The following is a 12,996-nucleotide window of genomic DNA, read 5'->3' as shown; positions in this document are numbered from 1 at the left end:
CCCCATATCAAGTAAACGATAATTCCTCTTATTCAAATTCCCATCCCCTGTTAGACTTTGCGCCCTTGTTTTGCTCGTCTTGCAGGATGTCTGATGCCCCCGCTGCCTCTTCGCTTGTCCGCACTGTTCCTGGCCCTGGGCCTGAGTGCCTGCGATGACGCCCCGCGCTTTACCAAGGCCGAACCCGGTGAAGCCCGTTCGGGGGGCAGCGCTACCGTACGCAAGACCGATCAGAACGCCTTTTCTTTGCCCTCCGCGAACCTGCCACCCTCGCGGCGCGTGGACTTCAGTGTCGGTAACAGTTTCTTCCGCAGCCCCTGGGTGATCGCCCCGTCGACCACCACCGCCCGCGACGGCCTCGGCCCGCTGTTCAACACCAACGCCTGCCAGGGCTGCCATATCAAGGATGGCCGCGGCCATCCGCCGGGACCCGATGCGCCGAATGCCGTGTCGATGCTGGTACGCCTGTCGATCCCCGATGCCCCGGCCTACGCCAAAATCATCGAGCAACAGGGTGTCGTGCCGGAGCCGGTGTACGGCGGGCAGTTCCAGGACATGGCGATCCCCGGTGTCGCGCCGGAAGGCAAGGTACGTGTCGATTACACGCCCGTACCGATTCGCTTCAACGACGGCACCGAAATCGAGCTGCGCAAGCCGAGCCTGAACATCACTCAATTGGGCTACGGCCCGATGCACCCTGACACCCGTTTCTCGGCCCGCGTCGCGCCGCCGATGATCGGCCTGGGCTTGCTGGAGGCGATTCCCGAAGAGGCCATCCTGGCCAACGCCGCTGCTCAGGCCAGGGACAACAACGGCATCGCCGGACGCCCGAACCGGGTATGGGATGACGCGCAACGCCAAACCGTCCTCGGGCGGTTTGGCTGGAAGGCCGGGCAACCGAATCTCAATCAGCAGAACGTTCATGCTTTTTCGGGGGACATGGGCCTCACGACCAGCCTGCGCCCCTTTGATGACTGCACCGATGCGCAAACGGCCTGCAAGCAGGCGCCCAGTGGCAACGGCCCCGATGGCGAACCGGAAGTCAGCGACAACATCCTGCGCCTGGTGCTGTTCTACACCCGAAACCTTGCCGTACCGGCCCGCCGCGATGTCAGCGCACCTGAAGTGCTGGCCGGCAAGAACCTGTTTTTCCAGGCCGGCTGCCAGTCTTGCCACACACCGAAATACACCACCGCTGCCAATGCCGCCGAACCTGAGCTGGCCAATCAAGTGATTCGCCCTTACAGCGACCTGCTGCTGCATGACATGGGCGAGGGTCTGGCCGACCACCGCAGTGAATTCCAGGCCGGTGGCCGCGACTGGCGCACGCCGCCGTTGTGGGGCATCGGCCTGACGCAAGCGGTCAGTGGCCACACCCAGTTCCTGCACGACGGCCGCGCCCGCAATCTGCTTGAAGCCGTGCTCTGGCATGGCGGCGAAGCCAAGGCGGCGCAGCAACAGGTTTTGACTTTCAATGCCGAGCAGCGCGCTGCGTTGCTGGCGTTTCTGAATTCTCTTTAATACGTATTCTTCCAGCGGGAGCCCGACATGTTCCGTCCCAAATTGTTGTTCACCAGCCTTGCCGCGCTAGCCTTGGGCGCTTGTTCGCCACAGGACCCGCAGGCCGTCACTTCGGCGGCCATCGCCAAATCGGTGATCCTGCCGACCTACACCCGCTGGGTCGAAGCCGACCGGCAACTGGCCGTCAGCGCCCTCGCCTACTGTGAAGGCAAGGAGTCCCTGGACACCGCCCGCGCCGATTTCCTGCACGCACAAAAAGCCTGGGCCGAGCTGCAACCGCTGCTGATCGGCCCGCTGGCCGAGGGCAACCGTTCGTGGCAGGTGCAATTCTGGCCGGACAAGAAAAACCTGGTCGGCCGTCAGGTCGAGCAACTGGTCACTGCGCAACCGCAGATCGACGCCGCCGCCCTGGCCAAATCCAGCGTCGTGGTGCAAGGTTTGTCGGCCTACGAATACATTCTGTTCGACAGCAAGCCGGACATGGCCAACGCCGAACAGAAGGCCAAATACTGCCCACTGCTGATCGCGATTGGCGAGCGTCAAAAGCAACTGGCCGAAGAGATTCTCAAGAGCTGGAACAACACCGACGGCATGCTCGCGCAGATGAGCAAATTCCCGAACCAGCGCTATGCCGATTCCCACGAAGCCATCGCCGATCTGCTGCGTGTGCAAGTCACCGCCATCGACACCTTGAAGAAAAAGCTCGGCACACCGATGGGCCGCCAGAGCAAAGGCGTTCCGCAACCGTTCCTCGCTGATGCCTGGCGCAGCCAGTCTTCCCTGACCGGTCTCGAAGCCAGCCTCGCTGCCGCCAAGACCGTCTGGGAAGGTGTCGATAACAAGGGTCTGCGTAGCCTGCTGCCGAGCGAGCAAAAGCCTTTGGCCGACAAGATCGACGCCGCCTACGCCGCGTCTTTGAAACTGTTCGCCAGTACCCAGCGTTCGCTGACCGAAATGCTCGCTGACGACGCCGGTCGCCAGCAACTCAACGATCTCTATGACAGCCTCAACACCGTCCACCGTCTGCACGAGGGCGAACTGGCCAAGGCGCTGGGCATCCAACTGGGCTTCAACGCCAACGACGGTGACTGATGAGGGCGACTGCCATGCTGCGACGTCAGGCTTTGACTTTAGGTAGTTTGCTGCTCGGAGCAGTGACACTGGGCGGCTGGACGCTATTCAAGCAAAGGGACAAAAGCCCGCTGCTGCTCTCGGCACGGGACGACACCGATGGCCAGCACTACGCCGTCGGTTATCGGCTGGACGGCACCCGGGTGTTTGCCACCCAGGTTGGCCAGCGCTGCCACGACATCATCAATCACCCGACACTGCCGATGGGACTGTTCGTCGCCCGGCGTCCGGGCACCGAGAGCTATTTGATCGACTTGCGCGACGGCACGCTGCTGCAAACCGTGACATCGCAACCGAACCGGCACTTCTACGGTCACGCCGTGATTCACAAGAGTGGCGACTGGCTCTACGCCACCGAGAACGACACGACCGATCCCGGTCGCGGCTTGCTCGGTGTGTATAAGTTCGAAGGCGAACGGCTGGTGCATGCCGGCGAGATATCCACCCATGGCCTGGGCCCGCATCAGGTGTCGTGGATGCCCGACGGGGAAACCCTGGTGGTGGCCAACGGGGGGATTCGTACCGAGGCCGAAAGCCGCGTCGACATGAACCTCGACGCCATGGAGCCGAGCCTGGTCCTGATGCAACGGGACGGCACCCTGCTGAGCAAGGAAACCCTGGCCCAGCAAATGAACAGCGTGCGGCACCTGGGCATTGCCAGCGACGGCACCATCGTTGCCGGCCAGCAGTTCATGGGGCCTGCCCACGAGTCCTCGGAGCTGCTGGCGATCAAGCGTCCTGGCCAACCGTTCGTGGCGTTCCCGGTGCCCGAGCATCAACTGCAGGCCATGGGGCATTACACCGCCAGCGTCGCGGTGCACAGTGATTTGCGGCTGGTGGCCTTGACCGCGCCAAGGGGCAACCGCTTTTTCATCTGGGACCTGGACAGCGGCGAAGTGCGCCTGGACGCACCTCTTCCGGATTGCGCAGGGGTCGGCGCGGTGGCCGATGGTTTTGTCGTGACCTCGGGCCAGGGTCGATGCCGGTACTACGATTGCCGCCAGACAAATCTGGTTGCAAAACCGCTGGAGCTGCCAGCGGGGCTCTGGGACAACCATCTGCATCTGATTTGAACACGCCTTGCCTTTGCAGGAGCCGAGCTGGCTCGCGATAGCGGCTGCGCATTCAACATTGCGGTGACGGACACACCGCTATCGCGAGCAAGCTCGACGCCTACAGATTTTGCGTCCGCCTGTAAAAAGTGGCAGTTGGATTCACGCTCCCACTCGCGGTAATGTGCCCCACTGTCTCACCTGATTTTCTCCAAGGAACTGGAAATATGCTGCGTCGCCGCATGCTGATCATGTTGGGTGTTGTTCTGTTGATCGTGCTGGTCCTGGCCGGTTACAAAGCCTTCTCCATCTACACGATGATTCAAGGCTTCGCTGCGCCAAAACCACCGATCAGTGTCGCCGTGGCCACCGCCACCGAACAGCCGTGGCAGGCGCGTCTGCCGACCGTCGGCACACTCAAGGCATTACAGGGCGTGGACCTGAGTCTGGAGACCGACGGTACTGTCGTCGAGCTGCAGTTCGAGTCAGGGCAGAAGGTCAAGGCCGGCCAACCCCTGCTGCGACTCGACAGCGCGGTGGAAAGTGCCCTGCTCGAAACCGCCCAGGCCGACCTGGGGCTGGCCCAACTTGATTACGGTCGCGGTAGCCAACTGGTAGGCAGCCAGGCCATTTCCAAAGGCGAGTTCGACCGACTCTCGGCAGTCCTGAAAAAGAGCAAAGCCACGGTCAATCAGCTCAAGGCGGCGCTGAGCAAGAAAAGCATCCTGGCACCGTTCAGCGGGACCATCGGTATACGCCAGGTCGACGTCGGCGACTATGTGGCCAGTGGCACCATGATCGCCACCCTGCAAGACCTCAGCAGCCTGTATGTCGACTTTTTCGTGCCCGAGCAGTCCGTGCCGAAAATCGCCATCGGCCAGCCGGTTGAAGTCATTGTCTCGGCTTATCCGACCCGGACCTTCCCCGGCACGATCAGTGCGATCAACCCGAAACTCGAGAACAGCACCCGCAACATGCAGGTCCGCGCGACGCTGGCCAACCCGGACGGCAAGTTGCTGCCGGGGATGTTCGCCAGTCTCCAGGTGATGCTGCCCGACCCGCAGGCGCAGATCGTCGTGCCGGAAAGCGCGATTACTTACACGCTATACGGTAACTCTCTGTATGTAGTCGCCCAGAAAAAGGCCGAAGACGGCAGCGTGGAAAAGGACGACAAAGGCCAGCCAATCCTGATCGCCGAACGGCGTTTCATCGAAACCGGCGAGCGCCGTGACGGGCTGGTATTGATCACCAAAGGCGTGCAGAACGGCGAAAAAGTGGTTACAGCCGGCCAAATCAAACTGGACAACGGTGCGCACATCGCCATCAGCGACGACAAGACCCTAGCCGAGAAGAACAGTCAGCCGCGCGCTGACTGATCAAGGAACCCCCATGGCTTTTACCGATCCGTTCATCCGCCGCCCGGTGCTTGCCACCGTGGTCAGCCTCTTGATCGTACTGCTGGGCTTTCAGGCCTGGAGCAAGCTGCCGCTGCGCCAGTACCCGCAAATGGAAAATGCCCTGATCACCGTCACCACGGCCTATCCGGGGGCAAACGCCGAGACCATCCAGGGCTACATCACCCAACCGATGCAACAGAGCCTGGCCAGCGCCGAAGGCATCGACTACATGACGTCGGTCAGTCGCCAGAACTTCTCGGTGGTCTCGATTTACGCGCGCGTCGGCTCAAACAGCGATCGACTGTTCACCGAACTGCTGGCCAAGGCCAATGAGGTCAAGAACCGCCTGCCCCAGGACGCCGAAGATCCGGTCCTGAGCAAGCAGGCGGCCGACGCCTCGGCGTTGATGTACATCAGTTTCTTCAGCAAGGAGCTGAGCAACCCGCAGATTACCGACTATCTGTCGCGGGTCATCCAGCCGAAACTGGCAACCCTGCCGGGCATGGCCGAAGCCGAGATTCTCGGCAACCAGGTGTTCGCCATGCGCCTGTGGCTGGACCCGGTGAAGCTCGCCGGTTTCGGGCTGAGCGCCAGCGACGTGACCGATGCGGTGCGCAAATACAACTTTCTCTCTGCCGCCGGTGAAGTGAAAGGCGAGTACGTCGTCACCAGCATCAACGCCAACACCGAACTCAAGTCCGCCGAGGCTTTCGCCGCGATCCCGCTCAAGGTCGAAGGCGACAGCCGTGTGCTGCTCCGGGATGTGGCGCGGGTCGAGATGGGGGCGGAAAACTACGACACCATCAGCTCTTTCGGTGGCACGCCCTCGGTGTATATCGGCATCAAGGCGACACCCGGTGCCAACCCGCTGGACGTGATCAAGGAAGTGCGCAAGATCATGCCGGACCTGCAAGCCCAGCTCCCACCGAACCTCAAGGGCGAAATTGCCTACGACGCCACACTGTTCATTCAGGCCTCAATCAATGAGGTCATCAAAACCCTGTTCGAAGCGGTGCTGATCGTGATCGTGGTCGTGTTCCTGTTCCTCGGTGCGCTGCGTTCGGTGGTGATCCCGGTGGTCACCATCCCGCTGTCGATGATCGGGGTGATGTTCTTCATGCAGATGATGGGGTACTCGATCAACCTGCTGACCCTGCTGGCAATGGTACTGGCCATCGGCCTGGTGGTGGATGACGCCATCGTGGTGGTGGAGAACATTCACCGCCACATCGAGGAAGGCAAGACGCCACTGGACGCGGCCATCGACGGCGCACGGGAAATCGCCATGCCGGTGGTCTCGATGACCATCACCCTGGCAGCGGTGTATGCGCCGATCGGCTTCCTGACCGGCCTCACCGGAGCGCTGTTCAAGGAGTTCGCGCTGACCCTCGCCGGCGCGGTGGTCATCTCCGGCGTCGTCGCCCTGACGCTGTCGCCGATGATGTGCGCCCTGCTGCTGCGCCACGATGAAAACCCCAGCGGACTGGCCCATCGCCTGGACAGGATTTTCGAAAGCCTGAAGCGCCGTTACCAAAGCATGCTGCACGGCACGCTCAATACCCGCCCGGTGGTGCTGGTGTTCGCCGTGATCGTGCTGTGCCTGATTCCGGTGCTGCTCAAGTTCACCAAATCGGAACTGGCACCGGATGAAGACCAGGGCATCATTTTCATGCTGGCCAATGCCCCGCAACCAACCAACCTCGACTACCTGAGCGCCTACACCGACGAGTTCATCACGATCTTCAAGGCGTTTCCCGAGTACTACTCTTCGTTCCAGATCAACGGCTTCAACGGTGTGCAATCGGGGGTCGGCGGCTTCCTGCTCAAGCCCTGGAACGAGCGCCACCGGACCCAGATGCAAATTCTGCCCGAGGTCCAGGCGAAACTGGCGGGCATCGCCGGGCTGCAGGTCTTCGGTTTCAACCTGCCGTCCCTCCCCGGCACTGGCGAGGGCCTGCCCTTCCAGTTCGTCATCAACACCGCCAACGATTACGAGTTGCTGCTGCAGGTGATGGACCGGGTGAAAAAGCGCGCGATGGAGTCCGGCAAGTTCGCTTTCGTCGATGTCGACCTGGCCTTCGACAAGCCGGAGGTTGTCGTGGATATCGATCGCGCCAAGGCGGCCCAGATGGGCGTGTCGATGCAGGACCTGGGCGGCACACTGGCCACCTTTCTGGGTGAAGCGGAAATCAACCGGTTCACCATCGAGGGTCGCAGCTACAAAGTCATTGCCCAGGTCGAACGAGCATTTCGCGATAACCCTGATTGGCTGAACAACTATTACGTCAAGAACAGCAAGGGTGAACTGCTGGCTCTGTCGACCCTGATCAGCGTGACTGACCGGGCGCGCCCTCGGCAATTGAACCAGTTCCAGCAACTCAACTCGGCCATTCTTTCCGGGGTGCCGCTGGTCAGCATGGGCGAAGCCATCGATGCCGTGCGCCAGATCGCCCGGGAAGAAGCCCCGGCGGGATTTGCCGTCGACTATGCCGGCGCATCGCGCCAATACGTGCAGGAAGGCAGTGCGCTATGGGTCACCTTTGCCTTGGCATTGGCGATCATTTTCCTGGTGCTGGCCGCCCAGTTCGAAAGCTTCCGCGACCCGTTGGTGATTCTGGTCACGGTGCCGCTGTCGATCTGCGGCGCGTTGCTTCCTCTTTTCCTCGGCTGGTCGAGCATGAACATCTACACCCAGGTCGGCCTGGTGACACTGATCGGCCTGATCAGCAAGCACGGGATCCTGATCGTCGAGTTCGCCAACCAGTTGCGCAAGGATAAAGGCCTGACACCACGCGAGGCCGTAGAGGAAGCCGCAGCCATTCGTCTGCGCCCGGTGCTGATGACGACCGCCGCCATGGTTTTCGGCATGGTGCCGTTGATCATCGCCACGGGCGCGGGCGCAGTCAGCCGCTTCGATATCGGTACGGTGATCGCAACGGGGATGTCCATCGGAACGCTGTTTACGCTGTTTGTGTTGCCTTGCGTGTACACCTTGCTGGCTAAAACCGACAAGCGCTGATGCGAACGGTCGTTCCAACGCTCGGTGCGGGAACGCTCAGCAAAAAAAGGCCTCGCACTTGCGAGGCCTTTTACCTGGGCTTCATTCTGTTCAACTTTGCGGCTTCAATCCCTGAGAGAGTCCGAACATGAACAGCAATAAATCATGGTCGGGATGGGTTGCCACGGATGCCTTGGCAACTCGCGGCAACGGACAATGGTCGTCACCGTGTACCGAGCTGAGAACTTGCATGCGGGGCTGCTCCCAGGCCGCCACCGCCAGTGAAGCGACTGCCAAGGCTCCCAGCAGAAACAAACCTCGCGCAACTTCGAGTTTCATCGCTATAAACCTTTGATAGCGCTGCCAAACGCCGTCTTGTAAAAGTAGTCGAGTTTGTACCAGTCTGTCGTGCTGAACGACGAATGGCGACGCATTTCAGTGTCCTTGGGAACGACTTCCATTCCTGCCGCACGTTGCTCTGCCATGCTGTTACCTCTTGCGTAATACATAAATTCTCCACATGGCATAGAGCGGTAAAAAATCCAGTTGTTCCTGGATCTGGAAACCGGCCTGTTCAAATTCGTTTTCTACAGTAGCGGCCGGTAATACAAATCGGTTTTGGTAACCCTTCTGCCCACGGGCTTTCTCCGCGCGCTTGCGTTTCCAGGCTTTGAAATTGCCGTCCACCCATAACGAAAGGATCACGCTGTCGCGGGTCACGCGCACGAGTTCACGCAAGATGGCCAACCGATGCTCGGTTTCGCCGATGTGATGGAACAGACGCATGCAAAAAATGCTGTCAACGGCGTTATCAGGCAAGGCGATATCGAATGGGGACGTCTGCAAGGTCTGTACGCGTTTGAGCACGTCGACCGGTTGCGCCTGCATGGCGATCTGCAGCAGGGCCTTGGAGTTGTCGGCACCGATGATCACGCGGTTGTTTTTTTCTGCCAGCAATGGCCAGTAGCGCCCCGCGCCGCAGGGCAAATCGAGAACCAGCCCCGGATCGCCTGCCAGCGCCAGAGCCTTGCGTGCCAATTGCTCATGCCGCCAGTGGGACAGACGGCGCCCAAGCCCATCCGTATGCTTGCACAGGGTTCGTTGAGCGTGCTGGTCGTCATACTTCTCGGAGAAAGCCAGCTTGATCGGGCCATCTGCCATTATCAAAGACTCCTGATCTCGTGGTACCGACCACCATAGGTAGGGACTTGTCGGCGTCAGGTCATGCCTTTGTGAAAAAAACAGTTAAGTGAAACGCCAAATCATTTCGAAGTTTTACTGGGTAACGTTTTACTGAATAACCAGGAAGGGCCGTGAAGAGAGATCAGTTCACAGTCCAGGGCTGCAGTTGCACTTCGAAACGACAGCCGTTGGGTTCCATGGTCGTCAGGCTGACGCTCCAGCCCTGGTTTTCGCAAATTCGCTGGACCAAAGACAGCCCAAGCCCAAGGCCCTCGCCGCGCTTTTCGGTGCCCCGGACGAAAGGTTCGAACATGGCTTCACGTTTTTCTTCGGGAATGCCGACGCCACTGTCCTCGACCAGGAACCCATTACTCGTCAGGGTCAAGCGGATGAACCCGTGCTCGGTGTAATGCAGCGCGTTTCGCAGCAGGTTGCCCATGACCGCGTGCAGGAGCGTGGCGTTGTAACCGGTGGCGGGTGGATTACCTGGCTCGAAGATCAACTCGAGTCCCTTCTCCTCGATTGGCTCGCGCCACAGATTGAGTAGCCCATCGGCCACCTGACGAACGGATTGCTGTGGCGCCATGCTGGCATCTTCACGCTGAGCGCGGGCCAGCATCAGGAAGGTCTGAACCAGCTCGCGCATCTCCTCACACGCCCGAGCAATGCGTTCGACCTGAGCATGGCCACGCTGATCGATCCCGGGATTTTCCAACAACAACTCGCAGGAACTGGCCAGCACCATCAAGGGCGTACGCAGTTCGTGGCTGACATCACTGGTAAACAGCCGCTCCCGGGTCAATGCCTGCCGCAGGCGTCCGAGCGTGGCGTCGAAAGCCACCGCCAGCTCGCCCACTTCGTCGGCGGCGTAATCCGGCGCCAGAGGCGGCGCCAAACCCAACAGTTGGTCACGATGACGTACCTGACGGGCCAGGCGCACCACCGGTGCCATTACCTTGCGCGCCAGCACCCAGCCGAGGAAAACCGCCAGCGCCAAGCTGAGCACGAAACCCACCAGCACCACGGCAAACAGGATCCGTTCGCGCTCTTCGAAGTCGCTCTGGTCCTGCAACAGCACATAACGCCGTCCGTCGACAATTTCGACTATCCCGTGGTACGACAGATTCTCGCGGAACACTTCGTGAAAACCCGCGTCCAGGTGCCGCAGATCCTTGGGCAGCTCGAAGTCGCCACGCCCGCCACTGAAATAGAACAACTGATCCGGTTCGGGGCGATGGCTCCATTCCTCAACGTTGTCCATCATCAACAGGCGTTGCAGATCGCCACCCAGGCTTGCCGAAATCAGCTTTTCCTCCACCAGGTGTACGGTAGCGATAATACCGATGGCAAAGGCGCCCGCCACCAATGCGCTCATCAACGCGAAGGCAATGATGATGCGCTGGGAAAGGCTCTGTTTAAACTCCATCACGGCCCTCGGCCAAGCGGTAACCCACGCCGTGCACAGTTTGCAGCAACGGCTTGGCGAACGGCTTGTCGATCACTTGGCGCAACTGATGAACGTGGCTGCGCAGACTGTCACTGTCCGGGCAGTCATCGCCCCACAGTGCTTCTTCGAGTATTTCCCGGCGCAGCACATGAGGGCTTTTCTGCATCAGCACAGCCAGCAACTTCAGGCCCACCGGGTTGAGTTTGAGCAAGCGACCTTCGCGGGTGACTTCCAGCGTATCGAGGTCGTAGCTCAAGTCGCCGACCTGCAAGGTGCGGCGGCCGCCACCCTGGGTACGACGCATGACCGCCTCAATGCGCGCGGCCAGTTCTGACAGGGCAAAGGGCTTGATCAGGTAATCATCGGCACCGGACTTGAAGCCTTGCAGCCGGTCATCCAGTTGATCGCGTGCGGTGAGCATGATCACCGGCGTATCGCGACGGGCGTCTTCGCGAAGGCGTTTGCACAAGGTGTAGCCGTCGATACCGGGCAGCATGATGTCGAGCACGATCAAGTCGTAATGTTCGGTGGCCGCCAGGTGCAGGCCCGACAAACCGTCCTGCGCACAATCCACGGTGTAACCCTTGAGCCCCAGGTAATCAGCCAGATTGGCGAGGATATCGCGGTTGTCTTCAACCAATAAAATTCGCATCGGCATCTCCTCCGTATACAGTAACCGCCGTCTTGGCCCGCGCAGCTTAAGGCCAAGTGTTGCTCACGGCTAGGGCCGCAGGACGCAGAGTCGACTTACGCGACCAAAGCAGCCAATTTATGAGTTTTTCATCCCCGAGTCACAGGCCCGCGACCGCGCCGCAAGCAAGCTGGGTCGTGATCGGACATAAGGAATAATGTGCTGGGCCTGTTGATCGCCACCGGTCTGAGTGCTCAACTGCTTGCCCCTCGCGCCGTTCCTGCTGCAATTGATGACGACGTCCAACCATTGCCCCTGCACCTATCCAGACAACCGGATCGACATCAAATCCGGTAATGGGTGCGATGGCGCGATGAAGTACACTGACTACGCCATTGGCGAGTTTCTCGATCAGGCTCGCAAAAAGCCCTGGTTCGACAATACAATCTTTATCTTCGTCGCCGACCATAACGTCGGCAGAGCATGCTGCCGCCGAGCGTAGTCGTTGGCCATTATCAGCATCTGGGCCTGTTCGACGGCAAAGACCTGGCGATTCTGAGTCCCCGTCAGGGGCTGCGGCGTCACGATGAAGATTGACCGGGAGTCGCGAATCCACGGCCACTGACCCGCTGATCATACGGGCAATCACCGATTACCAAACTGCCAGTTATGGCTACACGCAACAGCTGCTTGACTGGAAAGCGCCCATGGAGGGCACCGATCAAGTCAGCGAACGTTAACCGAAAGGCCCCGGGCTGATGCATCGGGGCTTTTTCAATTGTTCAGGATCCATCATGTCATCAACCGTTGTCCGCCCTGCCTCTCGCCCGCTCAATTTCTGGGTGTGCCTGGGCGTTCCCGCCATCACGGCGCTCATTCTTGTCCTGCTGGAACTGACGTCCCTGGACATGGATCTCGCCAGGTTGTTCTATGACCCGGTAGCCGGTGAGTTCATCGGCAAGCACAGCTACTTCCTGGAAAACATCTTGCACGACCGCGCCAAGCAAGTGGTCATTGCGTTTTCGGTGTTCGCCATCCTCGGTTTCATTGCTTCGTTCTTCATGGTCAAACTCAAGCCGCTCAAACGGGAACTGGGTTGCCTGGTGCTGTCCCTGGGTTTGGCGACCTCTTTTGTCACCCCGATGAAAGCGGTGACGGCGGTGCAATGCCCGTGGAGTCTTGAGCAATTCGGCGGGCACGAGACCTACAGTGAATTGTTGAGCCCTCGCCCGCACACCGATAAACCGGGTCGCTGCTGGCCCGGCGGTCATGCGGCAACCGGCTTCACACTGTTTGCCCTGTTCTTTGTATTGCGCGACCGTCGGCCGCGCATGGCGCGCGCTGCGCTTGCCTTCGCCTTTGCCCTGGGCTCGGTGTTTTCCATCGGCCGGATGATGCAGGGTGCGCACTTTTTCTCGCACAACGTGTGGACGGCAGTTTTCTGCTGGCTGATCTGTTTGGGGTCGTATTACTTCATTCTTTATCGGCCAGCGATGAAGGCGCAACGCGAGGCAAAGGCGGCACCGGTCAGATCCTGATCGGACGCCATCGCGGACACACCGCGCGCCCACATCGGATTGCGCTTGCCCTGTGGCAGTGCGCCCTGCCCGCGACGACAGTGACGCGCTACACCGAGT

Annotated in this window: 10 protein-coding genes and 2 pseudogenes; 7 read left to right on the top strand and 5 right to left on the bottom strand. The window is 60.3% G+C overall.

The genetic code is table 11. The features are described 5' to 3' along the window. The first annotated feature begins 93 nt into the window (after positions 1-93). From F7R06_RS26090 to F7R06_RS26070, 5 genes are all read left to right on the top strand, one after another. Positions 94-1,521, top strand: a complete 1,428-nt coding sequence (locus F7R06_RS26090; protein ID WP_090324861.1) for a di-heme oxidoreductase family protein — start codon at positions 94-96, stop codon at positions 1,519-1,521. A 27-nt stretch (positions 1,522-1,548) separates the two neighbouring features. Beyond that, complete coding sequence (locus tag F7R06_RS26085; protein WP_090324862.1) at positions 1,549-2,613, top strand: imelysin family protein; 1,065 nt, start codon at positions 1,549-1,551, stop codon at positions 2,611-2,613. Positions 2,614-2,627: 14 nt separating this feature from the next. Continuing rightward, positions 2,628-3,725: a DUF1513 domain-containing protein gene (locus F7R06_RS26080; RefSeq protein WP_090324863.1), complete on the top strand. Its 1,098-nt coding sequence runs from the start codon at positions 2,628-2,630 to the stop codon at positions 3,723-3,725. Between the two features lie 206 nt (positions 3,726-3,931). Next, positions 3,932-5,080, top strand: a complete 1,149-nt coding sequence (locus F7R06_RS26075; protein WP_090324865.1) for an efflux RND transporter periplasmic adaptor subunit — start codon at positions 3,932-3,934, stop codon at positions 5,078-5,080. 13 nt (positions 5,081-5,093) lie between these two features. Beyond that, positions 5,094-8,120 (top strand): multidrug efflux RND transporter permease subunit, encoded by a 3,027-nt coding sequence (locus F7R06_RS26070; protein ID WP_090324866.1) that lies wholly within the window; start codon positions 5,094-5,096, stop codon positions 8,118-8,120. Between the two features lie 90 nt (positions 8,121-8,210). On the opposite strand, the gene F7R06_RS26065 is transcribed toward F7R06_RS26070, so the two are convergent. From F7R06_RS26065 to colR, 5 genes and pseudogenes are all read right to left on the bottom strand, one after another. After that, positions 8,211-8,438: a hypothetical protein gene (locus tag F7R06_RS26065; RefSeq protein ID WP_090324868.1), complete on the bottom strand. Its 228-nt coding sequence runs from the start codon at positions 8,436-8,438 to the stop codon at positions 8,211-8,213. Positions 8,439-8,440: 2 nt separating this feature from the next. After that, positions 8,441-8,536, bottom strand: a pseudogene (locus F7R06_RS26060) (lipopolysaccharide kinase InaA family protein); the annotation flags it as partial. Between the two features lie 52 nt (positions 8,537-8,588). Further along, positions 8,589-9,260 carry a class I SAM-dependent methyltransferase gene (locus tag F7R06_RS26055; RefSeq protein ID WP_090324869.1) on the bottom strand — a complete coding sequence of 224 codons (672 nt, stop codon included), beginning with the start codon at positions 9,258-9,260 and terminating at the stop codon, positions 8,589-8,591. Between the two features lie 163 nt (positions 9,261-9,423). After that, complete coding sequence (locus F7R06_RS26050; RefSeq protein WP_090324871.1) at positions 9,424-10,707, bottom strand: sensor histidine kinase; 1,284 nt, start codon at positions 10,705-10,707, stop codon at positions 9,424-9,426. After that, entirely contained in the window at positions 10,697-11,380 is a 684-nt protein-coding gene (colR, locus tag F7R06_RS26045) for a two-component system response regulator ColR (RefSeq protein ID WP_020799911.1), read from the bottom strand. The genes F7R06_RS26050 and colR overlap by 11 nt, the downstream gene beginning before the upstream one ends. A gap of 253 nt (positions 11,381-11,633) precedes the next feature. On the opposite strand from colR, the pseudogene F7R06_RS26040 reads away from it, so the two are divergent. Further along, positions 11,634-12,099, top strand: a pseudogene (locus tag F7R06_RS26040) (sulfatase-like hydrolase/transferase); the annotation flags it as partial. Positions 12,100-12,153: 54 nt separating this feature from the next. Beyond that, on the top strand, positions 12,154-12,897 hold the full coding sequence (locus tag F7R06_RS26035; protein ID WP_090324872.1) for a phosphatase PAP2 family protein: 744 nt from the start codon (positions 12,154-12,156) through the stop codon (positions 12,895-12,897). Positions 12,898-12,996 lie beyond the last annotated feature (99 nt).

The sequence above is a fragment of the Pseudomonas moorei genome (assembly GCF_008801475.1).
Classification (GTDB): Bacteria; Pseudomonadota; Gammaproteobacteria; order Pseudomonadales; family Pseudomonadaceae; genus Aquipseudomonas; species Aquipseudomonas moorei.
This window is presented reverse-complemented; position numbering and strand designations above follow the sequence as displayed.

Bases quoted from the DNA above. Each gene is read 5' to 3' on its own strand.
- F7R06_RS26075 (WP_090324865.1), top strand. From the start codon at position 3,932: ATGCTGCGTCGCCGCATGCTGATCATGTTGGGTGTTGTTCTGTTGATC.
- F7R06_RS26035 (WP_090324872.1), top strand. From the start codon at position 12,154: ATGTCATCAACCGTTGTCCGCCCTGCCTCTCGCCCGCTCAATTTCTGG.
- F7R06_RS26090 (WP_090324861.1), top strand. From the start codon at position 94: ATGCCCCCGCTGCCTCTTCGCTTGTCCGCACTGTTCCTGGCCCTGGGC.
- F7R06_RS26070 (WP_090324866.1), top strand. From the start codon at position 5,094: ATGGCTTTTACCGATCCGTTCATCCGCCGCCCGGTGCTTGCCACCGTG.
- F7R06_RS26050 (WP_090324871.1), bottom strand. From the start codon at position 10,707: ATGGAGTTTAAACAGAGCCTTTCCCAGCGCATCATCATTGCCTTCGCG.
- F7R06_RS26055 (WP_090324869.1), bottom strand. From the start codon at position 9,260: ATGGCAGATGGCCCGATCAAGCTGGCTTTCTCCGAGAAGTATGACGAC.
- F7R06_RS26065 (WP_090324868.1), bottom strand. From the start codon at position 8,438: ATGAAACTCGAAGTTGCGCGAGGTTTGTTTCTGCTGGGAGCCTTGGCA.
- colR (WP_020799911.1), bottom strand. From the start codon at position 11,380: ATGCGAATTTTATTGGTTGAAGACAACCGCGATATCCTCGCCAATCTG.
- F7R06_RS26085 (WP_090324862.1), top strand. From the start codon at position 1,549: ATGTTCCGTCCCAAATTGTTGTTCACCAGCCTTGCCGCGCTAGCCTTG.
- F7R06_RS26080 (WP_090324863.1), top strand. From the start codon at position 2,628: ATGCTGCGACGTCAGGCTTTGACTTTAGGTAGTTTGCTGCTCGGAGCA.